General features: G+C 39.3%; 24 protein-coding genes. 6 read left to right on the top strand and 18 right to left on the bottom strand.

Annotated features, from left to right (window positions below; all coding sequences use genetic code 11):
* Nucleotide 1: 1 nt before the first annotated feature.
* On the top strand, nucleotides 2–385 hold the full coding sequence (locus tag JZO85_RS17275) for a hypothetical protein (RefSeq protein WP_207109761.1): 384 nt from the start codon (nucleotides 2–4) through the stop codon (nucleotides 383–385).
* 49 nt (nucleotides 386–434) lie between these two features.
* Nucleotides 435–1,166, top strand: coding sequence for a DUF2922 family protein (locus JZO85_RS23170; protein WP_242550414.1), 732 nt, complete (start codon nucleotides 435–437; stop codon nucleotides 1,164–1,166).
* 251 nt (nucleotides 1,167–1,417) lie between these two features.
* Here the strand turns inward: JZO85_RS23170 and JZO85_RS17265 are convergent, their stop codons facing one another.
* On the bottom strand, nucleotides 1,418–1,990 hold the full coding sequence (locus JZO85_RS17265) for a TMEM175 family protein (protein ID WP_207109760.1): 573 nt from the start codon (nucleotides 1,988–1,990) through the stop codon (nucleotides 1,418–1,420).
* Nucleotides 1,991–2,156: 166 nt separating this feature from the next.
* Here JZO85_RS17265 and JZO85_RS17260 point away from each other — a divergent pair, with 166 nt between their 5' ends.
* On the top strand, nucleotides 2,157–2,351 hold the full coding sequence (locus tag JZO85_RS17260) for a hypothetical protein (RefSeq protein ID WP_010747399.1): 195 nt from the start codon (nucleotides 2,157–2,159) through the stop codon (nucleotides 2,349–2,351).
* Nucleotides 2,352–2,388: 37 nt separating this feature from the next.
* On the opposite strand, the gene JZO85_RS17255 is transcribed toward JZO85_RS17260, so the two are convergent.
* Nucleotides 2,389–3,207 carry a ZIP family metal transporter gene (locus JZO85_RS17255; RefSeq protein ID WP_207109759.1) on the bottom strand — a complete coding sequence of 273 codons (819 nt, stop codon included), beginning with the start codon at nucleotides 3,205–3,207 and terminating at the stop codon, nucleotides 2,389–2,391.
* 253 nt (nucleotides 3,208–3,460) lie between these two features.
* Between JZO85_RS17255 and spxB the strand changes: the two genes are divergently transcribed.
* Nucleotides 3,461–5,182 carry a pyruvate oxidase gene (gene spxB / locus JZO85_RS17250; RefSeq protein ID WP_207109758.1) on the top strand — a complete coding sequence of 574 codons (1,722 nt, stop codon included), beginning with the start codon at nucleotides 3,461–3,463 and terminating at the stop codon, nucleotides 5,180–5,182.
* A 63-nt stretch (nucleotides 5,183–5,245) separates the two neighbouring features.
* Here spxB and JZO85_RS17245 read toward each other — a convergent pair whose 3' ends face one another.
* Nucleotides 5,246–5,623, bottom strand: a complete 378-nt coding sequence (locus JZO85_RS17245; protein WP_242550413.1) for a PTS sugar transporter subunit IIA — start codon at nucleotides 5,621–5,623, stop codon at nucleotides 5,246–5,248.
* A gap of 140 nt (nucleotides 5,624–5,763) precedes the next feature.
* Here JZO85_RS17245 and JZO85_RS17240 point away from each other — a divergent pair, with 140 nt between their 5' ends.
* Nucleotides 5,764–7,383, top strand: a complete 1,620-nt coding sequence (locus JZO85_RS17240; protein ID WP_207109756.1) for an ABC-F family ATP-binding cassette domain-containing protein — start codon at nucleotides 5,764–5,766, stop codon at nucleotides 7,381–7,383.
* A gap of 41 nt (nucleotides 7,384–7,424) precedes the next feature.
* Here the strand turns inward: JZO85_RS17240 and JZO85_RS17235 are convergent, their stop codons facing one another.
* Nucleotides 7,425–8,390 carry an AEC family transporter gene (locus JZO85_RS17235; protein ID WP_207109755.1) on the bottom strand — a complete coding sequence of 322 codons (966 nt, stop codon included), beginning with the start codon at nucleotides 8,388–8,390 and terminating at the stop codon, nucleotides 7,425–7,427.
* Between the two features lie 25 nt (nucleotides 8,391–8,415).
* Nucleotides 8,416–10,056: a malolactic enzyme gene (locus tag JZO85_RS17230; protein WP_207109754.1), complete on the bottom strand. Its 1,641-nt coding sequence runs from the start codon at nucleotides 10,054–10,056 to the stop codon at nucleotides 8,416–8,418.
* A 122-nt stretch (nucleotides 10,057–10,178) separates the two neighbouring features.
* Between JZO85_RS17230 and JZO85_RS17225 the strand changes: the two genes are divergently transcribed.
* Nucleotides 10,179–11,072 carry a LysR family transcriptional regulator gene (locus JZO85_RS17225; RefSeq protein WP_207109753.1) on the top strand — a complete coding sequence of 298 codons (894 nt, stop codon included), beginning with the start codon at nucleotides 10,179–10,181 and terminating at the stop codon, nucleotides 11,070–11,072.
* Nucleotides 11,073–11,109: 37 nt separating this feature from the next.
* On the opposite strand, the gene JZO85_RS17220 is transcribed toward JZO85_RS17225, so the two are convergent.
* The 13 genes from JZO85_RS17220 to dnaN form a co-directional block, all read right to left on the bottom strand.
* On the bottom strand, nucleotides 11,110–11,976 hold the full coding sequence (locus JZO85_RS17220) for a DegV family protein (protein WP_207109752.1): 867 nt from the start codon (nucleotides 11,974–11,976) through the stop codon (nucleotides 11,110–11,112).
* A gap of 75 nt (nucleotides 11,977–12,051) precedes the next feature.
* Complete coding sequence (locus JZO85_RS17215) at nucleotides 12,052–13,344, bottom strand: adenylosuccinate synthase (protein WP_207109751.1); 1,293 nt, start codon at nucleotides 13,342–13,344, stop codon at nucleotides 12,052–12,054.
* Nucleotides 13,345–13,519: 175 nt separating this feature from the next.
* The gene (gene dnaB / locus JZO85_RS17210) at nucleotides 13,520–14,881 is read right to left on the bottom strand and encodes a replicative DNA helicase (RefSeq protein ID WP_207109750.1); all 1,362 of its coding nucleotides are present in this window, start codon (nucleotides 14,879–14,881) and stop codon (nucleotides 13,520–13,522) included.
* A gap of 128 nt (nucleotides 14,882–15,009) precedes the next feature.
* Nucleotides 15,010–15,462 carry a 50S ribosomal protein L9 gene (rplI, locus tag JZO85_RS17205; RefSeq protein ID WP_207109749.1) on the bottom strand — a complete coding sequence of 151 codons (453 nt, stop codon included), beginning with the start codon at nucleotides 15,460–15,462 and terminating at the stop codon, nucleotides 15,010–15,012.
* Nucleotides 15,459–17,423 carry a DHH family phosphoesterase gene (locus tag JZO85_RS17200; protein WP_207109748.1) on the bottom strand — a complete coding sequence of 655 codons (1,965 nt, stop codon included), beginning with the start codon at nucleotides 17,421–17,423 and terminating at the stop codon, nucleotides 15,459–15,461. The genes rplI and JZO85_RS17200 overlap by 4 nt, the downstream gene beginning before the upstream one ends.
* 177 nt (nucleotides 17,424–17,600) lie before the next feature.
* Nucleotides 17,601–17,837: a 30S ribosomal protein S18 gene (gene rpsR, locus JZO85_RS17195; protein WP_071863071.1), complete on the bottom strand. Its 237-nt coding sequence runs from the start codon at nucleotides 17,835–17,837 to the stop codon at nucleotides 17,601–17,603.
* Between the two features lie 23 nt (nucleotides 17,838–17,860).
* Nucleotides 17,861–18,370, bottom strand: a complete 510-nt coding sequence (gene ssb / locus JZO85_RS17190) for a single-stranded DNA-binding protein (protein WP_207109747.1) — start codon at nucleotides 18,368–18,370, stop codon at nucleotides 17,861–17,863.
* 44 nt (nucleotides 18,371–18,414) lie between these two features.
* Nucleotides 18,415–18,717: a 30S ribosomal protein S6 gene (rpsF, locus tag JZO85_RS17185; RefSeq protein ID WP_010742561.1), complete on the bottom strand. Its 303-nt coding sequence runs from the start codon at nucleotides 18,715–18,717 to the stop codon at nucleotides 18,415–18,417.
* A 182-nt stretch (nucleotides 18,718–18,899) separates the two neighbouring features.
* Nucleotides 18,900–21,437, bottom strand: coding sequence for a DNA gyrase subunit A (gene gyrA, locus JZO85_RS17180; protein ID WP_207109746.1), 2,538 nt, complete (start codon nucleotides 21,435–21,437; stop codon nucleotides 18,900–18,902).
* A gap of 270 nt (nucleotides 21,438–21,707) precedes the next feature.
* The gene (gene gyrB, locus JZO85_RS17175) at nucleotides 21,708–23,657 is read right to left on the bottom strand and encodes a DNA topoisomerase (ATP-hydrolyzing) subunit B (RefSeq protein ID WP_207109745.1); all 1,950 of its coding nucleotides are present in this window, start codon (nucleotides 23,655–23,657) and stop codon (nucleotides 21,708–21,710) included.
* The gene (gene recF / locus JZO85_RS17170) at nucleotides 23,658–24,776 is read right to left on the bottom strand and encodes a DNA replication/repair protein RecF (RefSeq protein ID WP_207109744.1); all 1,119 of its coding nucleotides are present in this window, start codon (nucleotides 24,774–24,776) and stop codon (nucleotides 23,658–23,660) included.
* Nucleotides 24,763–25,005: a S4 domain-containing protein YaaA gene (yaaA, locus tag JZO85_RS17165; RefSeq protein WP_207109743.1), complete on the bottom strand. Its 243-nt coding sequence runs from the start codon at nucleotides 25,003–25,005 to the stop codon at nucleotides 24,763–24,765. The genes recF and yaaA overlap by 14 nt, the downstream gene beginning before the upstream one ends.
* Before the next feature lie 233 nt (nucleotides 25,006–25,238).
* The gene (gene dnaN, locus JZO85_RS17160) at nucleotides 25,239–26,369 is read right to left on the bottom strand and encodes a DNA polymerase III subunit beta (RefSeq protein ID WP_207109742.1); all 1,131 of its coding nucleotides are present in this window, start codon (nucleotides 26,367–26,369) and stop codon (nucleotides 25,239–25,241) included.
* Nucleotides 26,370–26,617 lie beyond the last annotated feature (248 nt).

Raw genomic sequence — 26,617 nt, 5'->3', positions numbered from 1 at the left:
CATGAATGAACAAACACTAACTTGCCGACAATTATTCAATTTAACACCAAAAACACTAGAGAAACGAATTACTGAATACTATTACCAAACTCAAAATAGCAGCCTAACGATCAAATACATCTTAACGTTACGCGTGCGTTTTCAACTCGGTGCGGAGGAGTTTGCCTTCATTCTGAAGGATCTTGTCCGTGAGATTTTTATGAATACCAAAGCCACTCGCACTATGAAGCGTTTCTTTTATTACTTTCAAGATTACTTCATGGCACCCGAATGGCGCTCATTAGCTGCAAGAGTATTTCCTGTCCGTAACTTTGGCGAAAAGGCCATCTCACTTGTCCGTTCTCTTATTGCAAAAGTTCGTCCCGCAGAAACTAACGAACCTTGATAAAAAAACTACCTACGCAGAAAAAAAAGAATGAAAGGAATGCAGAACAATGACCCATGATTTAGTCACGACCTTTACCAATGGTCTAGGCAAAGAACACGACTGGACCTATAAAAATGTGAATGCCGATTTGCCTGTTGAACAGATCAAAGAAGCGTGCGAACTACTGACTCAATTGGATATTTTTGAAAAAAATGGCGTAAAACTATTTGATACTGTCGTCACAGCAAAGTTCGTCACCACGTACGAAACCGATATTTTTGATGTGGCCAATGACTCGACCACTCCAAGTAAAGAACTGAAGGAGAAAAAAGTATCAATTAATAAACAAGAAAAAACAGCAGCTAAACAGACTTATAAAGAGGTGACAACGGCAGACTCTTTAATGAAGTCCAAGAAAAAGGAACCTGCGACTGCCGATTCAATAAAGCTGGAAACTCCGATTAACTCTGAAAAACCAGCACTAACAGCTTCTACTAGATCAACAAGAAGCTATGACTATTTGTACAATTCCTCAAGAAATGCGCTTGAAGAAGCATTGAAAGGACCCGCAGAAGCAAGAAGTAATCACCCTTCATTAATACTAAAAAATCAAACAAGTGGATTAAAGCACACAATCGATGATAATGACCCTTCTGTCAGTGTCCCTACACCTTCTGCAACAGAACAACCTGAGGAAACAGAACAACTAACCACACGAAAAAGGTTTCTTTCCTGGCTTCGGCGAAGGAAAAATCGAAACAAGGATGACCCAGATAGCCAGCCGCATAAGCTAGAATAGCTTAGTCAACTTCTGCCCTTTCACAATTGAATACTTTTTGCGTAAGTATTACCCGCTCATGTCTGTCGCCAGCCTCCACTTTTGAGAGGAGGTGATGCACCTTGAGCGAGCTGATTCGATATGTCCTCGCTCCGCTCTTTATGGGGCTGATCATCGCCCTCGTCAACCATTGGTTGAGTGGGCGCGCTCCATGACGACTGAAATTAAATACACCTGCGATTAAAATTCGCAGGTGTTGAAATCATTCCTATTTACAGTATCTTCTCAATCGATTTTTCTGGGATGAACCACATCAATAAAATCAAAACATTGACGATTAACACCGCAATAGGGGCAATCAATTTTCCTAGGATCAGTGCTACGATCGCTAAGCCAATTGATAAATAGGATTTAGGATAATGTCTAAATAATTGCCCAACCTGAGAATCTTTACCGTTTGCCCGCACCAGTGTTCGAACCAATAGATAATAGGCGAAATCGGTTCCTAATGTCACTAAGCCATATAATGCCTGCGGCGGCCAAGAAAAAGGGTAATCCCCAACCCAAGCAGTGACATATGGAAAGAGTGTCATCATTAATATTAGAAAATTATTAGCCCACAATACCCAGCCGTCTACTTTTCGTACTAGTTGAAAAAGATGATGATGGTTGTTCCAATAAATCGCTAAGCTGACAAAACTGATCAGATAAACAATAAATTTATGCTCCATATTTAAAAATGCCGTCCAGGTTGGAGCACCTGGTTCGTGTAACTCTAATACCAATAGAGTCATAATAATAGCGATCACCGCATCTGTAAAAGCTTCAATTCGTGACTTTGACATTTTTTCTTAACTCCATTCGTTGCTTACTAAAAAGTAGCTGTCTCGACTCTTATTAAACAAAAAAAGGCATAATTTGCCAATAAATACGTCTTAAGTTGGACGTAAGCGTGAAAATATTTTGCTAAACTATGTTTAAGTTAAAACAAATGGAAAGAAGGAATCTAAAATGATGAAAGAATATCCTATGGTTGTACGAATTTTAGCTGTTGTCGGCTTTTTCTTAGTTGCTAGTTTGATTTTAAGTATTGTTGGTCCAATCTTATCTGGTTTGATCGGCTTATTCTTTAGAATCGCGATTCCATTAGCAATTGCTTACTTCTTGGTCAACTGGTTGACCAAACGTCGCGGACGCACCTATTAAAAAAATCGTCGAAAGCTTTGCTTTCGGCGATTTTTCTTTATCCCAACGCAACATCGAGAATCATCATGATAATAAATCCTGACATTGCCCCAAATACCCCAAAATGATGTTTACTATCTGTCGTTGCTTGAGCCTCTGGAATCAATTCTTCTACCACTACATAGATCATAGCTCCAGCAGCAAAAGATAAGGCATACGGCAATAAGGGTTGTACACTCGTTACTAAGATCGCTCCTGCGACAGCAGCGATCGGCTCTACAAGTCCTGAAGCCTGTCCGTATAGAAAAGATTTCGTTCGGCTCAAGCCTTCCTGTCGCAATGGAATCGAAACAGCAGCACCCTCTGGAAAGTTTTGGATTCCGATCCCCAACGTGACGGAAATTGCTGCTAAAACTGCTGCTGTTGGATTCGCTGCTTCATTTGCCGCACCAAAAGCAACACCAACCGCCAAGCCTTCCGGAATATTATGCAGGGTAATCGAAAATACCAGCAAAATCGTCCGCTTCAAGTGGCTGGGCAGTCCTTCTTTTTCTTTGTTCGGTCCAAAGTGCATGTGAGGAATCGTTTTATCTGCTATATAAAGAAATAATCCACCTAAACCAAAACCGAGACTGACTACTAACCAAGGAATTGAACCGTTCTCTTCTGCAGCTGCAATCGCCGGATCCAATAATGACCAAAAGCTCGCCGCAATCATTACACCAGAGGCGAAACCTAACATTAGGTTCAATACATTACGATTGATATTTTTAAAAAAGAAAACCAATGCAGCACCTAAAGCAGTCATTCCCCAGGTGAACAATGTTCCCACCAACGCTTGCTGCCAAGCTGCTAAATCAAGTAGCCATCCAATCATAAGAGCCTCCTACTTTCTATTTTAAATATGTTTCTTTCTAAAAAAATTTGCTAGTACACCTTAAAATGATTGAAATTACTTTAAGGAACCCGCAAATTTGAACTGGTATCCTGAAAACGTTTATTTGCTATAACTTTATCATGTTTTAGGCATGCCTGTAAACTTCTTTTGGAGACACTTTCTTTGCTGGTTTTTTTAAGACGCGTTATACTTTTTAGGTAGGAAACTTACAAAAAGAAAGTGAGTGGAGAAGATGACAAAAATTAATGCAGGAGTTGCAATGGTCAACGTCTTAGAAGCTTGGGGAATCGATCATATTTATGGTATTCCCGGCGGTTCATTCAACTCAACAATGGATGCCTTATATCATGAACGCGAAGCTGTTAAATATATCCAAGTGCGCCACGAAGAGGCAGGCGCCTTGGCTGCTGCCGCAGATGCCAAACTGACTGGTAAGATTGGTGCTGTTTTTGGTTCAGCTGGTCCTGGTGCGAGTCATTTAATTAACGGGCTCTATGATGCTCAAATGGATCATGTGCCTGTTTTAGCTTTGTTGGGGCAAGTGGCTTCTACTGCAATGAACTATAATTCTTTTCAAGAGTTAAATGAAAATCCAATGTTTGCAGACGTCAGTGTGTATAACCGGACGGTAATGACACCTGAAAGTTTGCCTCATGTAATCGATGAAGCGATTAAAGCGGCTTATCAACAAAAAGGAGTAGCCGTTGTTACCATCCCTGTTGATTTGGGTTTTGCAGAAATTGAAGAAGCAGAGATCGCCACTGCGAAAAACCATAAAACTGGCGTAGTACTTCCAGATGAAGCTGATCTGAAGGCCGCATTGCCTCTAATTGAAGCAGCGAAACAACCGGTCCTTTATATTGGGCAAGGTGTCCGTGGCGGATTCGATGCTATTAAAGCCTTTGCTGAACATTTTTCAATGCCTGTCGCAGCTGCTGTCTTAGCTAAAGGAATTGTCCCTGATCTCTATGAAAACTTCTTAGGCTTCGCTGCTCGTGTGGCAACTAAGCCTGCGAATGAAGCATTGGCTGATGCTGATTTGATTGTGTTTGTCGGCAGCGACTTCCCATTTGGCCGATATTTCTTCAATCCAGAAGCAAAGTTCATCCAAGTCGATATTGATGCAGCAAAATTTGGTCGTCGCCACCATGTCGATCACTCTATTTTAGGGGATGGCGCAACAGCTCTTCGCCGCTGGGTCGAACTTGGAAAAGAACGACCTGCAGACGCATGGCTTGAAGCCAATCAGGAAAATATTCGTAATTGGCATGCTTGGCGTAAAAGCTTCTATAATGATGATTCAACGCCATTACGTGCAGAACCTGTCTTCAAAGAAATCAATCGGATCGCGGAACAAGATGCTGTTTACGTTGCCGATGTCGGGAATGTTACGCTGAACGCTATTCGTCATCTAGAAATGAATGGCGACCAGCAATTTACAACCTCTGGCTGGTTTGCAACAATGGGCAATGGTGTCCCTGGCGGTATTGCAGCACAATTGACTTATCCAGATAAACAAGTCTTTACATTCAGCGGAGACGGCGGTTTTGCCATGCAGATGCAAGATATCATTACTCAGGTAAAATACCATTTGCCAATTATCAACGTCGTCTTTTCAAATGATGCTTTTGGTTTTATTGAGGCTGAACAAGAAGATACAGAGCAACAAAAATTTGGTGTCTTTCTAGAGGGCGCAGACTTCGGTAAAGTTGGTGAGGCATTAGGTGCTGATGGCTTCACGATTACTGAATATAGTCAATTAGAGCCTGCCTTCACAGCAGCGAAAGCCAGCAAACGTCCAGTCGTAATCGACGTCAAAATCAAAGATGAACGACCTCTGCCCGTCGAAGCTCTAGAATTAGAACCAGAAAAATTTTCAACAGAGCAAATCAATGCCTTCAAAGAAAAATATAACGTTCACGATATGCCTACTTTACGTGAAATATTGAAATAAGGCAGCGGTTCTTATTAAAAGTGAAAGTGGTGGTGCCAAAGATATCTGGCATCACCACTTTTTTTACATTCTCCGAATTGTCTGTTTGGCTTCCACTTCTAATTGCTTTGTCAGCTCTTCTGCCGACAGTTCGCGATTTACCAAAGCCTGTAGAAGCATGGGTAAATTCACTCCTGTCACTAAAGACTGTCGCGAATCATTCATTACACAATAGCTGGCATAGCGAAATGGCGTACCACCAAACATATCCACCAGCCAGACTAGTTCATCAGCTTTCGTTAATAAGTCTTTGGCATATTTTTCAATTTTTTCCTGCAGACCTGTAGCTCCTGGCTGGATATTTAATGTTTCTACACAGCTTTGTTCACCCAGGATGGACTCCGCTGTTTTTAACAGACTGTCCGCTAAATGGTCGTGGGTCGCGATAATGATCCCGATCATACTGACACATCCCTTCAATTTCTCAGTCTATCTTATTTTTAATCCCAAGTAAATTCTTATAGGTTGACTTGAAACTTCAGATGTTCCCCGATATAATGCAGAGAGGCCTTACGCCAATACTGATAAAGCGAGGAAAATCATTGATTACAGTAAGTGACGTTAGTTTACAGTTCCCTGACCGTAAACTATTTGATGATGTAAATATTAAATTCACTCCCGGCAATTGTTACGGGTTGATTGGTGCGAATGGTGCCGGTAAATCAACCTTTCTAAAGATTTTAGCAGGCGATATCCAGCCTTCTACCGGCTCAGTTACTTTAGGCCCAAACGAACGAATGGCTGTGTTGAAGCAAAACCATTTTGACTTTGAAGAGTACACTGTTCTTGAGACAGTCATCATGGGACACGAACGATTATACCAAGTCATGCAAGAAAAAGACGCTGTTTATATGAAGGAAGATTTTTCTGACGAAGATGGTATTCGTGCAGCAGAGCTAGAAGGTGAATTTGCCGAACTCGATGGTTGGGAAGCTGAACCAGAAGCAGCGGTTCTATTGCAAGGGTTAAATATTCCCGAAGAACTTCATCAGCAAAAAATGAGTGAATTGACGGCTGGACAAAAAATCAAGGTCCTTTTAGCTCAATCGCTTTTTGGCAAACCAGATGTACTATTGCTAGATGAGCCAACGAATGGATTAGATATCCAATCGATCGACTGGTTAGAAGAATTCTTGATCAACTTTGATAATACCGTAATCGTCGTATCCCATGACCGCCACTTCTTAAACAAAGTGTGTACACACATGGCTGATTTAGACTTCGGAAAAATCAAATTATATGTCGGCAACTATGACTTCTGGTTAGAATCAAGTCAGTTAGCAACGAAATTGCAATCGCAGCAAAATGCTAAAAAAGAAGAACAAATCAAAGAATTACAAGATTTTATCGCTCGCTTCAGCGCCAATGCATCGAAATCAAAACAAGCGACTTCTCGTAAAAAAATGTTGGATAAGATTACATTAGATGATATCCAGCCTTCTTCACGTCGTTATCCATTCGTGCAGTTCAAACCAGAGCGAGAAATCGGTAATGATTTGCTGCAAGTCGATAACGTTAGTGTAACAATCGACGGCAAGAAAATTTTAGATAACATCTCTTTCACCTTGAATCGTGACGACAAAGTCGCTTTCATCGCTGAAAATGACTTAGTTACTACTACCCTATTTAAAGTGATTATGGGCGATCTTGAGCCCGATACAGGAACCGTTCGCTGGGGTGTAACGACAAGCCAAGCTTACTTGCCAAAAGATACGACGAAAGAATTCGACAGTGAACTGCCAATCCTTGATTGGCTACGTCAATATGCCAGTAAAGAAGAAGATGACAATACTTTCTTACGCAGTTTCTTAGGTCGTATGCTGTTTTCTGGCGACGAAGTAATGAAGCCAGTCAATGTTCTATCCGGTGGTGAAAAAGTTCGTTGTATGTTATCGAAATTAATGCTGTCAAAATCAAACGTCTTAGTCCTAGATGACCCAACCAATCACTTGGACTTAGAATCGATTTCAGCACTAAATGATGGTTTGATCGCCTATAAAGGTTCGCTTTTATTTGCTTCTCATGACCATCAGTTCATTCAAACAATTGCTAATCGAATCATTGCTATTTCTGAAAATGGCGTGGTTGACCGTGCAGAAACAACCTATGATGAATTTTTGGAAAACCCAGAAGTTCAAAAACAATTAAGCAAATTGTATTAAAAAAAAGCATTCGCGAGAAAAAATCGCGAATGCTTTTTCTATTAAATAAATTGTACGAGCTCCATCAAGATCGGAACGACAATCACAAATAATACAGTACTAGTTGTTACTAGATTCGTAGCATATTTAACGTCTCCGTGCGCTTCATTTGCTAAAATTGGCAAAACAGCCAACATTGGTGTCGCAGATTGTACGATCAAGGTTTGTTTCAATAATGGCGCAAGATTTGCTCCAAAAGCGTTTGATCCAAGAGCGATTAAAGCAATCAAAACAGCTGGCGCTAAGATAAAACGTCCTAGTAAAGCTACGACAGTATCACGATCAAAGCGGATGCTCTTTAACCCGGCATCATATAAGACGATCCCGATATAAAGTAAGGATAACGGTGTAACGATACTGCCGACGTAGCCAAGCGTTGCATTGATAAAGCTTGGTACTGGGATACCTACTAACAAGAAGATAATCGCTACGATAAAACCTAATAAAGGTGGTGGCAATAATTTCTTCCAATTCAGTTTGGCTTTGCTTTCACCTTTGACTTTGGTTGGATCATCATTCGATATCAGGAACACCCCAAAAGCCCAAGTAGAAACGGTATTCGTCACATAATAGACCAAGAAATAAGGCAATGATTTTTCACCGAACAAGGCGATATTTAAGGGCAGTCCGATAAAGATCGTGTTGGCATTAACGATCGCATTCATGAATATCCCACGGCGTCCTGGACGAATCTTCAAGATTTTAACTAGAGCATAGGCCAATATATAGGAGATAATCACTGCTCCAACCGGGTAAATCAAACTACCCGATAGCTGGAACAGGCTTTCCTTTGTCAAGTTCTTTAATACGGATACAAAGATGGAGGCTGGCAGCGCCACACGTGTAATCAATGATGAAATGCTTTTACCAAAGCTTTCATCAAACCAACCTTGACCTTTCAAGATATAACCTAAAGCAATCATAATAATGATGCTTAAAACACTTTGAATCGATTGAAAGAAAATCATCTTTTTTCCCTCCCCTTTTACTCAATTATTCATTATCAAGCGATTGATACTCTGGATACCATTTCATCTCTTCAACAGCTTGTTTGATGTCGTTAATTTCTTCTTTATTTAATTTTTGATCCACGACACTTTTTACAACTACTTCAGCAATTGTTTGAGAGAATTCCGTCAATTTTGATACAGGCGGCAGTACAGCTGCACCTGGTTTGCTTGTATCAACAATTCCGCCTAGTGCATGGCTTGCTCGTGATAGCATTTCACCATTAACACGGGTTGCAGTTGAAGCAATGATTCCGAGTCCTAAGCCAGGATACATTAAAGCATTGTTGGCTTGACCAATCTGGTAGGTAATACCGTTGTATTTTACATCTGCCGCAGGAATTCCCGTACCGATTAGAGCTTTCCCATCCGTCCATTTAATTAAATCTTCTGCGGTTGCTTCAGCCAATTTTGTTGGATTAGACAAGGGGAAGATAATTGGACGTTCTGTATTAGCCGCTATTTCTCGTACGATTTCTTCAGTAAAGGCTCCTGGTTGAGTTGACGTACCGATAATAATCGTAGGATGAATCGCTTTAACCGCCGCTGCTAAATCTGTCAATTCAGCAGCATTTGAAAACTCCTTGCGCTGACGGACAAATTCTTTTTGACCAGGCGTTAAGCCCTCTGTATCTTCAAACAACACTCCTTGTTTGTCTACCAAGTAGAAATGCTTTCTGGCTTCTTCTTCAGACAGTCCTTGACGCTTCATTTCATCCAGCAATTGGTTGGCAATACCAACACCAGCAGTGCCGGCACCAAAGGTCATCACTGTTTGTTTCGTCAAGTCTTCTTGTGAGATATTCAAAGCACCTAAGACACCTGCTAAAACAACAATTCCTGTTCCTTGAATGTCATCATTGAAGGTCGTGATTTTATCTTGATATTTCTCTAAGATAGTTGCAGCATTCGAACGTCCGAAGTCTTCCCAGTGCAGCAAAACCTCAGGAAACAATTCTTCAACAGCTTCAACAAATAGATCAATCACTTCGTAATATTTATCGCCATAGATCCGTTCATGCTTATTGCCCAAATACAATGGATCATCTAACAACTCTTGGTTATTCGTCCCAGCATCGATCGAAACAGGTAAAACTTGAGCTGGATTGATACCGGCTGCAGCAGTGTAAACCATCAATTTACCAATCGCTATATCTACTCCATTGACACCCCAGTCACCGATTCCTAGGATCCCTTCCGCATCTGTTACAACGATTAATCGAATATCACGGCCAGCTGCAGCATTTTTCAAACTTTCTTTGATGCTTTCTGGTTCATCGACTGAAATGAATGCGGCATTTTGTGATTCAACAAATAACTCATTATATTGTTCGATGGAATCTGCTACAGTTGGATCATAGACGATCGGCATAAATTCTACGACGTGTTGTCCCATTAATTTGTAAAACAGAGTACGATTCGTATTAAAGATTTCCATCAAAAACAGACGTTTTTCTAAGTTCGTTGCTTTACTTTGGTATTGACCATAGGTTTGTTCTGCCTGCTCTTCCAAAGTTTGCACTCTGGCTGGCAGCAAACCCGTCAAACTGTATTTCTTACGTTCTTCCTTTGTAAATGCAGTTCCTTTATTTAAAAATGGATTATTTAAAATTTCGATTCCTTTCATGTCGTTCTCCTCCTTATTGATTACAGTTAGGACAATACACGCTTGCACAGACTATAGTCAAAACAAAAGCTTAGAATAAATTTTATTTATATGATAATCTAATTTCACAAGAGGAGACGATTATGAACTTTAAAGACTTAGAATATTTCCAACGCTTAGTACGAGAAAAAAGTTTTACGAAGGTAGCAAACGCTTTTCATGTCAGTCAACCCACGATTACTTATGCCGTAAAACGGCTGGAAGATGAATTGGGGACAGAACTCGTATATCGTGATCAATCACATAAACAATTGGTCATCACACAATCTGGTTTGATCCTTTCACGTCACATCTCAAATATTTTGAAAGAGGTGACGATCGCTGTTACGGAAATCGACCGATTAAAAGAAGAAACCTTAGATTTTGGATTGCCCCCTATTATTGGAAATTTCTATTTTCCAAAACTTTCTTCTTATCTCTTTAAAAATAATTTGATGCGCCATATTCACTTAGTTGATGGTGGATCAAGAGATCTCTATGGTCTTTTACGTCGAGGAAAAATAGATCTTGCCTTGCTTGGTTCAACACAACCGATCCGCGATGATGATTTGACTAGTGAAATTCTAATCGAAAAAAACTTCATGATTGTTGTTAGTCAAAAGCATCCTCTGGCCAATCGCAAAGAGATCTCTTTTTCTGAATTAAAAGAAGAGCCGTTTGTTTTATTGAATGAACACTACGTTCATCCCACTGCTTTTAAAAAAATGGCGCAACAAGCTCATTTCGAACCACAAATCATTTATCAAAATAGTAATCTAAATATTTTGAAAGGCATGATACGTGAACAAATTGGCATTGGTTTTTTAGCAGAACTTGCGATCTCGCCTGAAGATAATTTGGTTATGATTCCTATCACCGATCAACCTCAGCCCACGTTCATTATTTCACTTGTTCAACGCGAGCAAGTGTTAGATTCAACGATTCGCGGTCAATTAATCGAGTTGATTCGGGGATTTAGCCAGCAAAAAGAGCACTAAAAAAACGAGGATAACAATAGTTATCCTCGTTTACTTATTAACTTCGTTTTTCACCGCGAGTGAAGACCGCAATACAACCCAAGCCAGTATGGCTAGCGATTGTTGTTCCTAATGGAAAAATTCGGATCTCTTTTGGTTGAATACTTTCTTCTAAATGACGCTTCACTTCTTCAGCACCTTCTTGATCAGCGCTAGTTGTGATAAAAATCGTTTGATTTTCAGGATCTGCTGTCGCTTCACTGATTTTATCAGCGACTAGCTGCAACGCTTTTTTACGTCCACGAACTTTTTCAACATTTTGCAGCTTGCCTTCAACATCGACAGTGATAATTGGTTTGATGTTCATCAAACCTCCAATTGCTGCACTCGTCTTAGAAATACGTCCACCACGTTGCAAATGATTCAAATCATCAACCGTTACCCAATGATGATACGTCAACTTATTTTCTTCCAGCCAATGATATAAATCCGTCAAAGACATCCCTGCCTGCTGTTTTTGAGCTGCTTCATAAACCATCAGCCCTTCACCGCCGCTGGCAGCTAGAGAATCCACCACATAGACTTCTGCCTCAGGTAAATCTTCTTTTAAAATTTCAACTGCCTGCATAGCACTTTGATAAGAGCCGCTCATTCCAGATGAGAAGCAGATATACAAAATCGGAATGTTTTTTTCTGCATAACCGCGGAAAAATTCAACATAACGACCAACATTGACCTGTGATGTCGTTGGCATCGCTCCATCTTTGATTTGTTGATAAAAATCAGCGATCTTAAAGCTGCGCCCCAAGTCATCAGCAAATTCTGCCCCATCGATCGTGACGTACATCGAAATAAAATCAACATTATTTTCATCTAATAATTCATAAGGCACATCGCAACATGAATCTGTCAGAATCTGATACATTTTTAAAATCCTCCAAACCCCCACTTAATAGTAAATCTATTTTACTAGATAATTGGTTGCTTGTCTCATAATATGTTAGATTTGAGCCCAAACACTCTCCATGATATTCGTTTGTGTCCGATCTGGGCCAACAGAAAATGTTGAGATTCGTACACCTACAAGTTCAGAAACACGACGAACATAATTCCGCGCATTTTCCGGCAAATCAGCTAAATCGCGGCAACCCGTGATGTCTTCGCTCCAGCCAGGTAATTCTTCATAAACCGGCTTGCAGCGATTCAATTCTTTCAAGCTTGCAGGATAATGATAAATCAATTCTCCATCCAATTCATATGCAGTACAAATTTTGACTGTATCTAATCCGCTCAATACATCGATTGAATTCAAAGAAAGATTGGTAATGCCTGAGACACGTTTTGAATGACGCATCACAACAGAGTCAAACCAGCCAACACGACGTGGACGACCCGTTGTAGTTCCATATTCGCGACCAACTTTGCGAATTTGATCTCCAACTTCATCAAATAATTCCGTTGGGAAAGGCCCGTCACCGACACGTGAAGTATAAGCTTTACATACCCCTACTACTTTATCAATTTTTGCTGGCCCAACACCACTACCGATAGTTACACCGCCAGCAACTGGATTCGATGACGTAACAAAAGGATACGTTCCCTGATCGATGTCCAGCATCACTCCTTGAGCACCTTCAAACAACACACGCTTGCCCTGATCAAGTGCATCATTTAAGATAACCGAAGTATCTGTCACGTACTGTTTAATCTGTTGGCCGTATTCGTAATACTCTTCAAAAATGTCATCAAAGTCCATTGCTTCGTCATCAAACATTTTCACAAATTGACGATTTTTTTCTTCCAAATTGATCTTTAAACGTTCTTCAAATATTTCTTTATCTAGCAAATCAGCTACGCGGATACCCACGCGAGCTGCTTTATCCATGTAAGCAGGTCCGATCCCTTTTATGGTTGTTCCAATTTTATTTTCACCTTTAGCATCTTCTTGCAATTGATCCAATTTAATATGATAAGGCAAAATTACATGGGCACGATCAGAAATTCGCAAGTTATCTGTTGTAATTCCGCGTTCATGTAAATAAGCCAATTCTGTAACTAATGATTTGGGATTTACTACTACACCGTTTCCAATGACACTCGTTTTTTCTTTGTAAAAAATCCCAGATGGAATCAAGTGTAATTTATATGTTTCATTGTCAAATTTGATTGTATGACCTGCATTATCTCCACCTTGGTAACGAGCAATGACTTCTGCATTTTCACTCAAAAAATCCGTGATCTTTCCTTTACCTTCATCGCCCCACTGCGTCCCTACAACTACTACAGATGACATCTGAACACCTCATTTATTTTTATTTAATCCTGAATCATTGTATCAAGAATAACGCTATACTTCAATGAAAATTCGAATATTAAAATATATAGATTATAAAAACAGAGTAAATCACGAACATTATTTTTAAAATGAGCGCTATTTGCAAAAAAAAAACGCAAGTCTTAAACTTGCGTCAAAATTCTTCTCTTGGTGATAAGGAAGAGAATTTATTGTATTGCTTAATAAAGAGCAGCTCAACAGTCCCTCGGGCTCCACTCCGGTTCTTTTCAATGATAACTTCGATCACATTCCGATTTGCTGCGGATTCTTCCTCTTCCTCACCTTCGCGGTCGTAATAATCGTCACGATACAAGAAAGCTACAATGTCCGCATCTTGCTCGATTGATCCAGACTCACGAATATCACTCAATACTGGCCGCTTATCCTGTCGTTGTTCTACACCACGTGAAAGCTGAGACAAAGCAATGATTGGTACCTTCAACTCTTTAGCCAGCTTCTTTAATTGTCGTGAAATTTCAGATACTTCTTGTTGTCGGTTTTCTCGACCAGTTCCTTCAATCAATTGTAAATAGTCGATTAATATCAAACCAAGATTTCCTTTTTCCTTTGCCAGCTTGTGGCATTTTGCCCGAATTTCAGAAACTTTGATACCTGGTGTATCATCAATAAATATATTTGCTCGAGACAAACTGCCCATTGCAACAATCAAGTTCTGCCATTCTTCCTCAGATAACTGACCTGTTCTCAAGTGACTCGCTTCGATTGAGCCCTCCGCACAAAGCATCCGGTTAACCAATGATTCTGCACCCATCTCCAAACTGAAGATAGCTACGGATTTGTCTGTCTTCGTTCCCACATTTTGGGCAATATTTAAAGCAAAGGCTGTCTTACCGACTGCAGGCCGTGCAGCTAAGATAATCAATTCCTCTGCCTGCAGACCAGCCGTCATTTTATCCAGAGCAGCATAACCTGTTGGCAATCCGGTAATCTCTTCATCATTTCGTGCCAATTGATCAATATTTTCAATCGCAGTATTTAGAACCTCACTGATGGTCAAAAAACCGCTCTTATTGCGACGTTCCGACACTTCCATAATATTCCGTTCAGCAGTGTCTAGAATCGTTTGTACGTCGTCTCCTTGCTCAAAACCTTGGGTCACGATGTTGGTGGCTGTCTGAATCAGGTTCCGCAACAAAGATTTCTCTTCTACGATTTTAGCATAATAGCCTACATTTGCTGCCGTCGGAACGCTTAAAGCAAGCTCAGATAAGTAACTTAATCCACCTGCATCTTCCAGCTGATTCTGTTGTTCCAATAATTCCTTGACCGTCACCACGTCGATCGCTTCGTTGCGATCATTTAATTGAATCATACCTCGGAAAATCAACTGATGCCCGCGGCGATAAAAGTCCTCTGGAACTATGTACTCCATGGCCGTGATCAAAGCATCCGTCTCCAAAAAAATAGAGCCTAAAGTTGCTTGTTCGGCTTCAATGCTTTGTGGTGGCACACGATCTTGTAACATTTCGCTCATGTCTTTTTACGCTCCTCTTTGTCCATCTATTTTACAAAATCTGCCCGTTAAATACAACAAAGAGTATGAGGAATTCTTTTAATTTCAAGAACTCTCATACTCTCTTGTAAATTGTTCGTTTAAATAAACTATTCTTCAATCACATGTACTTTTATGATTCCTTCAACTTCAGTATGGAGTTTAACTGGAACCTTTGTATAACCTAATGTGCGAATTGGATTTTCTAGTTCGATTTTTCGCTTATCGATCTTTAAATCGTATTGTTTTTTCAATCCTTCAGCAATTTGTTTCGATGGGATCGAACCAAACAAACGGCCATCTTCGCCGCCCTTCGCTTTGATCTCTACTACAGTTTCTTCTTTTGCTAAAAAATCCGCCAATTTTTTTGCTTCAGCCAAGACTTCAGCTGCTTTTTTATCTTGTGCTTTCTTTTGACCACTTAATTCAGAAATGCTGCTTTTTGTAGCTTCCTTCGCTAAGTTATTTTTTAATAAGTAATTTTGTGCATAACCTGTTGGGACTTCCTTGATATCTCCCTTTTTTCCTTTACCTTTAACATCTTGTAAAAAAATTACTTTCATTCTTCTGTCCCCTCCGTTAACTGTTTATTAATAGCATCGAGTAACTGTTTCTTTGCCTCTGTAATCGTACTATTCTTTATTTGAGTAGCAGCATTAGTAAAATGACCGCCGCCTCCCAAAACTTCCATTACAGTTTGGACGTTAATCGTCCCGGAACTACGTGCGCTGATAGCTATTACTCCATCAGTTCGTTTGATAATTACAAAAGCTGCATTGATGTCCACCATTGATAACAATGTGTCAGCTGTCTTAGCCGCCGTCACACTATCATACTCTTGATCATCCGTTCCAGTAGCAACAACGATATCATCTCTGACATAATCACTCTCGCCGACTAATTTACTGATTTCCAAATAAGATTGAATATCAGTACTCAATAGATATTGTACTAAAGAAGCATCGGCACCACAAGTCTTTAAATAACTAGCAACATCAAATGTTCTAGCAGTTGTCCTAACCGCAAAATTTTTCGTATCAACAGTAATTCCCGCGAGCAATAGTGTCGCTTCCATTTTGCTCATTCTTTGACGTTCGTTACTTTCAAATTGAATCAATTCAGTTACTAATTCGGATGCTGAAGATGCTGAAGATTCGATATAGGTCAATAAAGACTTCTCTGGAAACTCTTCACCTCTTCGATGATGATCAATAATTACAATATTTTCAAATTGTTCATATAATTCTTGATCCACGGATAAGGACGGTCGATGATAATCGACCATCACTAATAGATCCCCTGCTTTGCGTTGCTTTTTAGCAACATCCGGAGAAATCAAAAGATTTACTAGCTCGCCATTTTGATGAATCTCTTCTAAGCAGCGTTCCACATCAGGAATAGTCTCTTCTTCATTAATCACAATTCGAACTTTTTTATCATGGTATCGGGCTAAACAAGCAACACCAAAGGCTGAACCGATAGCATCCATATCGGGAAAACGGTGACCCATTACATATACGTTTCCAGTTTGGTTAAAAACATTTTTTAGTGCTGTAGACATTGCACGTGAACGTACCCTTGTTCGTTTAGCGGCACTCGCAGAATTGCCGCCATAAAAAACAGGCTTTTGGTCTTCCGCTGCATTTTTTACAACCACTTGATCACCACCACGAACTAACGCAATATCTAGATTATTTTGAGCCTCGTCGCCAATCACTTCTAAAGACTCATTGCCATAACTGATTCCCATACTGACAGTAATCAACATATCCTGCTTCTCAGCTGAAGCCCGTATATGTTCCAACAAATCAAAATGATTCTCTATCATTTTTTCTAAATCATCATAACGAGCAAAAATAAAAAAACGCTCCGCATTTACTCGTTTATAAAAGATATGATATGAGTCCATCCAATCAGAAATAATTGTTGTAATAAAAGAATTCAAATTAGATATTTCCTTGTCATCTCTCCGGTCAATCACGTCATCATAATTGTCGACTGAGAGAATTCCAACAACTGCTTGCTGCTGTTTTTCCTTATTTTCTAACGTATATTCTTTTGTAATATCAATTAAATAGGCAACGCGTTTCTCTTTATTTAAGTCAAAATGATAAAGTCTATTATCTATTTTATAAATATTTCTCCCTTTTTCTGCTCTTTGTAGCAACTCATTGACCATATCTTGTTGATCATCTTTTGTTAATAATTGAACACTTTCAGTTATTGCTGGATTCGTCCAAGTAAAAGTATTATTTTCATCCCAAGTAATAATTCCAACGGGCATGTCATCAGATACATAAGCTAAGGCTTCTTCAGCACGCTGAGAAGCATATTGGATTTTCTGCTGATTCGTTACCTCGATAGAATTACGTAAGACAATTAGATAAACCCATAATAAAAGATCAATTATTATAACAATTGCGGCAGTCAAGAAAGTAAATGGCAATAAGAATATTGCGGTTAATTGAATCCCTAATAAGCAGAGGAAGAAAAAGGCCCATTTTGTTCTAGGTTTCTTTTTCATCTGAAACCTCCTAATTGTTTTTGACTAACAATTTCTAAAATGTTCTGTTTGATTCTGAGAACAAATAGTCTAACAGTGCAATTTTATCACAATCTATCATAGCAAGCGACTTTCTTGAATGTTTCACGTGAAACAAAAAAGAGACTTCAAAAATTGAAGTCTCTTTAAAATAACAGATTATGCTTCTTCTGATACGAATGCTAATAACCCCATAATACGAGCGCGTTTGATAGCGATCGTTAATTTGCGTTGGTTTTTAGCACTTGTTCCAGTCACACGACGAGGTAAAATTTTACCACGTTCGCTGATGAAACGTTTTAGTAATTCGATATTTTTGTAATCGATGTACTCGATATGATTAGCAGCAATATAGTCTACCTTACGACGTTTGCGACCTCTTCTTTGTTGTGCCATTCCGTTTCCCTCCTATTCAATTGTTAGAATGGTAAATCATCATCTGAAATGTCGATTGAGGATCCACTAAATGGATCTGAATCTCTATCGAAGTCAGGCATAGTGTTCTTAGCTGACTGAGAGGATTGATTATTATTGTTGTTGTTAAAATTATTTCCTCCACCTTGGAAGTCATCATTAGAACTAGGGTTCTGTTGACGTTGTTCATTTGCAGAACGAGATTCCAGTAATTGGAAATTCTCAGCAACAACTTCAGTCACATAGACACGTTGTCCTTGCTGATTTTCATAATTTCTTGTTTGGATACGGCCAGTCACACCTAAAAGAGTTCCTTTGCGCGCATAATTAGCTAAAGTTTCTGCTGATTTTCGCCAAATCACACAATTGATAAAGTCTGCTTCGCGATTTCCGCTTTGATTCGTAAAATTACGATTCACCGCTAAAGTAAACGTTGCAACACCTGTCCCATTTGCAGTATAGCGTAAATCAGGATCCTTTGTTAAACGACCAACTAATACAACATTATTAATCAAAGTAAAGCCAGCTCCCTTCTCGTCAATTGTTTCACGTGAAACAATTATTCTTCAATCTTAACGATCATGTGACGAATGATATCGTCGTTGATTTTTGCAAGACGATCGAATTCGTTAACTGCACTAGCTGTTGTTGGCGCAGTTGCATTGACGATATGGTAGATGCCTTCACGGAATCCGTTCATTTCGTAAGCGAAACGGCGTTTTTCCCAATCTTTTGAATCGATAATTTCTGCTCCATTATCTTTCAAGATTGTATCGAAACGTTCTACTAAAGCAGTTTTTGCTTCTTCATCAATGTTCGGACGAATGATGTATGTGATTTCATACTTCGTATTTTGACTCATTGATTTTCACCTCCCTATGGACTATAAGGCTCTTAATTGTTTTAAGAGCAAGGAGAGCGATCTAAATTTTATCTAGACTACTCACAAATATTCATTATACATAATCGTCCTACAAAAATCAATTATTTCTTTACTTTAAGTTACGAAAAAAGACTGGGATTTCTCCCAGTCTTTGCTTTTTTTTATTCTTCAGTATCTTTTGGTGTTTCTGCGGACGTGTCAGTTGTATCGATTGTTTCCGTATCTTCAACTTCCTCGTCTTCTTTATCAACGATCGCCATTGTTACAACTTTCGTATTTTCTTCCATCTTCATCAGACGAACACCTAGCGTTGCACGACCTGTTTGTGAAACACCGCCAACATTGAAGCGGATGATCACACCTTTATCTGTAATTAACAGGATGTCTTCGTCACCATTAACAGTAGTTAATCCAGCTAGTGGCCCATTCTTATCTTTAACGTTAGCAGTCTTGATTCCTTTACCGCCACGTCCTTTGATTGGATATTCAGTAGCTTTTGTACGTTTGCCATAACCTTTTTCAGTAATGACTAAAACTTCTTGCTCTTCTTTTAATACATCCGAGCCGATCACGTAATCCTCATCTCGTAAACGAATACCACGAACCCCACTAGCTGTACGTCCCATATCACGAACAGCCTCTTCTTTAAACGTTACTGAATAACCGTTGTGGGTACCGATAATAATTGTTTCATCGCCTTCCGTTGACATTACATTTACCAATTCGTCTCCTTCACGTAGTCCAATCGCAATTAAACCATTCGCACGAATATTCGAAAAGGCAGTAACTGTCGTACGTTTAACAGTACCTCTCTTTGTAACAAAGAATAAGAAGTGACCATCTGCAGCTTGTCCATTCACTGAGATTACTGCTTGGATCGTTTCATTTGAATCTATTCCTAACAAGTTGATAATAGGAATTCCTTTAGCTGTCCGGCCGTATTCAGGAACTTCATATCCTTTTGCACGATAGACTCGACCACTGTTAGTAAAGAATAATAACGTATCGTGTGTCGAGCAAGAAATCAACGTCTTCACGAAATCATCATTGTGAATGCCCATTCCTTGGACCCCTCGTCCACCACGACGCTGTGCACGAAATTCAGTTGAAGCAATTCGCTTGATGTACCCATTGTTAGTTAAAGCGATAACGACATCTTCTTCTTCGATTAAATCTTCATCTTCAAGACTCAAGACTTCACCGATGAGCAATTCAGTCCGACGCGCATCTCCGAATTTCCCAGCAATTTCAGCTAGTTCGGTTCGGATGATTTCTTCCACACGCTCAGGACGCGCTAAAATGTCATCTAAGTCACTGATTGTCTTCAACAGCTCTTGGTACTCATTTTCGATTTTCTCACGTTCTAAGCCCGTTAAACGACGTAAACGCATATCTAGAATCGCTTGCGCTTGTCGATCAGATAATTCAAAGCGTTCGATCAAAGTATTTTTCGCAATTTCATCTGAAGCAGAACTGCGGATCGTTGCAATAATTTCATCTATATGATCCAATGCGATCCGTAAGCCTTCTAAAATATGTGCTCGTGCCTCGGCCTTTTTCTTATCGAAAATCGTCCGACGAGTAATAACGATCTTTTGATGTTCAATATAGTTTTCCAAAATCTGTTTCAAATTTAAGATTCGAGGAACACCATTTTCAATCGCCAACATATTAAAGCTAAACGATGTTTGCAATGAAGTCATCTTATACAGGTTATTCAAAATGACTGATGCACTTACATCGCGACGAACTTCGATAACAATCCGCATACCTTCACGAGAAGATTCATCTCGCAAATCAGTGATTCCCTCTATTCGTTTATCACGATGTAACTCAGAAATACGTTCGATCAATTTCGCTTTATTGACCATATATGGTAATTCAGTGACAATAATACGTTCTTTCCCATTCTTCTGTTCTTCGATTTCAATTTTTGCGCGTACTGTGATGGAGCCCTTACCAGTCTCATAAGCTCTACGAATACCGGATTTCCCCATGACTAAACCGCCAGTTGGGAAATCTGGTCCTGGAATACATTCCATTAATTCTTGAGTTGTTGCCTCAGGATTTTCCATTAATAATTCAATTCCAGCTGTAACTTCTCTTAAGTTATGTGGCGGAATATTAGTTGCCATCCCGACTGCGATTCCTGTTGCTCCATTAACTAATAAATTGGGAAAACGTGCTGGTAATACTACGGGTTCTTGTTCACTGTCATCATAATTTCCTTGAAAATCAACAGTATCTTTATTGATATCCCGCAACATTTCCATCGCGATCTTACTTAGACGAGCTTCTGTATAACGCATCGCCGCAGCTCCGTCTCCATCGACAGATCCAAAGTTTCCGTGACCGTCTACTAACATGTTACGATAGCTGAATGATTGAGCCATACGAACCATTGATTCGTAGATGGCGCTGTCCCCGTGAGGATGGTACTTACCCATTACATCTCCGACGATACGCGCAGATTTCTTATGCGGTTTATCTGGAGTAACGCCTAACTCATTCATTCCATATAAAATTCGACGATGTACAGGTTTCAATCCATCCCGTACATCTGGTAAAGCACGTGCCACAATAACGCTCATCGCATAATCAATGAAGGATTCTCGCATTTCACTAGTTAGATTGACGTCGTGTATATTCTCTCTTCGATCTTCCAAATTGATCCTCCTATCTCGTATTAATGTATTCATTTTTCAAAAACCGAAAAATGAGTCTGTTTCTCGCCACGTATATCATTTCTCTAAAAACGTAAACGAGTAAGAGAAACTGACATCCTCATTAGAAAGGCTTTGCGAGCTCGCTCAGCTTTTGAGCGATAAGACTAAAATTTTATTCAGTCGTTCCTCAGACTTAACAAAATTTTCGCTTATCGTCGAAAAAGCTTGCTCGTTAAGCCGGACATCGATAAATCAGCTACAAAAACTTTTTCTACTTGCAAAAACTTATACTTTCTTACTAGTTTAAATATCCAAATTCTTAACGTAATGCGCATTTTCTTCAATAAACGCGCGGCGTGGTTCCACTCGATCACCCATCAGCATCTCAAAGACTTGATCGGCTTCGATCGCATCATCAACACTGACCCGCAACATTAGACGATTTTCTGGATCCATTGTCGTTTCCCATAATTGATGATCATCCATTTCCCCTAAACCTTTGTACCGCTGTACGTTGGGTTTTGGAGTCGCGGGTAATTCTGACATTTTTTGCGCTAATTCTTCTTCCGCATTTTTACCTGGTTGAATGTAAGTAATATTCTTTCCTTGCTTAATTCCATACAATGGTGGTTGCGCAATATAAACATATCCTGCTTCCACAATTGGACGCATATAACGATAGAATAAAGTTAGCAGCAATGTTCGAATGTGTGCGCCATCTACATCGGCATCAGTCATGATAACTAATTTATGGTAACGAGCTTTTGATACATCAAAGTCTGCTCCAAAACCAGTTCCCATAGCCGTAAACAAGGAACGGATTTCTTCATTCGCTAAAATTTTATCCATCGATGCTTTTTCAACGTTCAAAATTTTTCCACGGATCGGTAAGATCGCTTGGAATTCTCGGCTACGGCCTTGCTTTGCTGAACCGCCGGCAGAATCTCCTTCGACGATGAATAATTCACATTTCTCTGGATCATTACTTGAACAATCGGCTAATTTACCAGGTAAATTACTGATTTCTAAAGCACCCTTACGTCGCGTCACTTCCCGAGCACGTTTAGCCGCTAAGCGTGCTTTAGCAGCCAGCATTCCTTTTTCAACGATACGACGACCGACAGACGGATTTTCCATCAAAAACTTTAGAAAATTTTCCGAAAACAGACGATCTGTAACTGTCCGAACTTCAGAATTTCCAAGTTTTGTTTTCGTTTGACCTTCAAACTGCGGCTCTGGATGTTTGATAGAAATTACTGCCGTCAATCCTTCCCGCACATCTTCACCGGAAAGATTTTCATCATTATCTTTCATTATTTTTTGCTTACGAGCATAATCATTAATAACGCGCGTTAAAGCTGTCTTAAACCCAAATTCATGAGTACCGCCTTCATAGGTATGGATATTATTAGCAAAACTCAATATATTGGTGTGATAACCATCTGTATACTGCATAGCTACTTCGACCGTGATATCCTGCTGTTCGCCATCTACAAAGACAGGTTCATCAAAAATAACCGCTTTGTTATGATTCAGGTGTTCCACATAACTTTTGATCCCACCTTCGTAGAAATACTCACGTAAAACGGGCTTTTCCTCTCGTTTGTCTTCAATCGAGATCTTTAGTCCACGATTCAAGAAAGCTAACTCACGAACACGGGTTGCCAATTTATCAAAATTGAAGACGGTAGATTCGGTAAAAATCTCAGGATCTGGAATAAAATGGACCGTTGTTCCGTGTTTTTCGGTCTCTCCAATCACTTTCAAATCATCCACGACAGCTCCGCGGCGATATTCTTGGAAATAGATTTTACCATTTTTAAAGACACGAACATCTAAGCTCACGGACAATGCGTTTACAACAGATGCCCCAACCCCGTGAAGCCCTCCAGATACCTTATATCCGCCACCACCGAATTTTCCTCCTGCGTGTAGGATTGTATAAACGGTTTCCACCGCAGGACGACCTGTTTTTGCTTGAATGTCGACTGGTATCCCACGACCATCATCGCTGACCGTGATGCTGTTGTCCTCTTCGATTACCACATGGATATGTGATGCAAAGCCTGCTAGAGCCTCATCAATAGAGTTGTCCACGATTTCCCATACAAGATGGTGCAAGCCCTCTGTACTGGTGGAACCGATATACATCCCTGGCCGTTTCCGGACGGCTTCTAGCCCTTCTAGCACCTGAATCTGACTGGCATCGTACTCTTGAGCACGTTCTAGTAAACTCTTTTCCTCTTCTGTCATCTACGCTTCTTTCCTTTCTATCTGTCCTTGATGGACATAAAAAATATCCGGATGAACCGTCATTTTTCCTTTAACATGATTCAATGTTGTCGTCGTCAAAAACGTCTGTACTTTGTTTTCGATTGTCTCCAATAAATGGATCTGGCGACTGTCATCGAGCTCACTCATAACGTCATCTAATAGTAAAATCGGATATTCTCCTGTTTCTTCTTTCATCAAATCAATTTCAGCTAATTTAACACTTAAAGCTGTGGTACGTTGCTGACCTTGTGACCCATAGGTTTGCACATTTTGCTGATTCACTTTAAATATCAAATCGTCTCGATGAGGGCCTAAAAATGTATTTCCTTTGAATATCTCCCGTTTACGATTTTTCTGCAGCTCACTTAGAAAAACTGTACGTATTTCTTCAGTCTCTTCGCTATCTAGCGAAATACTGGCATCATATTCAATTGTCAATTCTTCTTTCTGGTTCGTAATCTTACCATGAAGATCGTTGGACCAATATTCTAGTTTTTTGATAAATTTCAACCGATTGGCTAAAACTTTGCTGCCAAAATCTACTAGTTGCTCGGTCAAAATATCTAGGTATATCTCATCAGTCTGCTTCTTTTCAGATAATTGCTTCAAGTAAAGATTACGCTGCTTTAATGTTTGTTGATACTGGGCCAAATCGTAAAGATAGACAGGATTAATCTGACCTAATTCCATATCGATGAACCGTCGTCTGATTTGCGGGCTGCCCTTCACTAATGAAAGATCCTCTGGAGCAAATAAAATGACATTTAATTGACCTATATAACTACTCAATTTTTTTTGCTCGATATGATTGACTTTAGATTTACGACCTTTTTTAGTCAATAATAACTCTAACTCTAACTCACTTGTTCCTCGTTCGATTCGACCCCTAATCTGAGCAAAATCATCCTGCCAACCAATTAGTTCTTGTTCACTACTGGTTCGATGACTTCGGGTCAACGCCAAAACATAAATACTTTCCAAAAGATTGGTTTTCCCTTGAGCATTCTCTCCTAGAAAAATATTTAAGCGGTTAGGAAATTCCAAGACAAGCTCTCGATAATTTCTATAGTTCCTTAGCTCAAGCTTATTCAGCCGCATCTTGTTCTTCCTTATTTTTGACCATAAAAAAAGTTCCTACCTCAGGAATATCGATCATCATTCCTGGATAGAGCTTTCGGCCACGGCGATTTTCCAATTCACCATCTACAAATACTGTTTCCTCCGCTAGAAACCACTTGGCTTGTCCTCCGCTAGAAATTAAATTGATTTCTTTCAATAACTGACCAAGTGTCATGAAATCTGTTTCTAAAAAAATTTTTTGTTTCACATTCATCCCTCATTTTCATGCTAGAAACACCTCTTCATTATACCCTTTTTTTATCGATAAAACAAATGAACTCGTTGTATTTTTCGTTTTAAGAAGATCTAAGCATTTTTAATTAATTCACTCAAAAAAAAGTAAAAGGTCTTAAAATCGATTTTAAGACCTTTTACCGGAATTGAGTTTTTTACACAATCTTTTCATTTTTTTCAAAAAATCTGTGAAACTCACTAATTTTTTTAGTTTGTCCGTACTGGTGTAATCAATTGAATAAAGGAAACGTCCCCTTCGCTTGGTTCTAAAGTAAATGGACGAATTGCTGAAATAAATTGAATCTTGATACTCATATCGCCAAAAGCACGCAAAGCATCCTTCATATAATCAGGATTGAATGAAATCTCTAACGGATCACCGCTGACCTTTTCATAAACTAGCTCTTCTTCCACTTTACCAATTTCTGGTGAATTTCCATAAAGAATAACAGAGTTATCTGCAATTGCTAGACGAACAATGTTGTTGCGTCCTTCATGTGAAAGCAATGAAGCACGTTCGATTGCAGCTAAAAATGTAGGTACAGAGAAAGTAATTTCCGTGTTGAAGCTCGTTGGAATTAAACGATTGGTATCTGGATAATTCCCTTCCAGTAAGCGAGAATAGAAATACATCGTTGGCGTTTTGAATAAAACTTGATTTTCCATGATACTTATTTCAACTTCTGCTTCCTCGTCAGATAATGATCGTGAAAGCTCTACTAAACTTTTCCCTGGAATAACAATATCAAAGTCCTTATTAGCATTTTCTACAGGTACAATTCGTTGGCTCAATCGATGCGAATCAGTGGCAACAGCTAGTAGCTGGCCATTTGACATGGTCAGGTGAACCCCAGTTAAAATAGGGCGACTTTCATGTTGAGACACAGAAAAAACAGTCTCACCAATTAATTTTGTCAACATGTGGACAGGTAATTTTAATTGATTTTGTTCCTCTACAACAGGAAGATGTGGATAATTATCTGCATCCAAGCCATTAACTGTAAAATGAGCAGCACCTGATGTAATCAATACTTGATAGTTTTCTTGTACTTCCAATGTAAACGTTGTTTCTGGTAAACGACGAATAATTTCACTAAAGAAACGCGCTTGCAAAACAATTGTTCCTAATTCAGTAATCTGTAACTCTGCTTTTTCGTCATCAGCTGCTAAAAAAGTCTCAATTGAAATATCGGCATTACTTCCAGTTAAGTTCAAACCTTCGTTACTTAACTCGATCTTTACTCCTGTTAAAATCGGAATAGTTGTTTTAGTCGAAATAGCACGTTGAACAGTTTGTAATTCTTGAATGAAGCGGGCACGATTAATAGTAAATTTCATGATGGAACTCCTTTTTCATTTAATTTATTTATTTTCAAGCAATCTTATCATTAAGTATATATCCAACACGTAGTCAAAAAATTTTTTGTTCAAGAAGGCTGTCAGGTATTATTTTATTTATTTAAGATAATTAAGTAATAAAAGTAGTAGGGCCTGTTGATCATGTGGAAAACGAAAAGAAAACGTTGAAACAGCAGTTTTTCCACTTGTGGATAAGGTGTGGATAAACAAGCTTCTTTTCGTTAATG

Source organism: Candidatus Enterococcus murrayae, from assembly GCF_017315985.1.
In the GTDB taxonomy this organism is placed as follows: Bacteria; Bacillota; Bacilli; order Lactobacillales; family Enterococcaceae; genus Enterococcus_A; species Enterococcus_A murrayae.
This window is presented reverse-complemented; position numbering and strand designations above follow the sequence as displayed.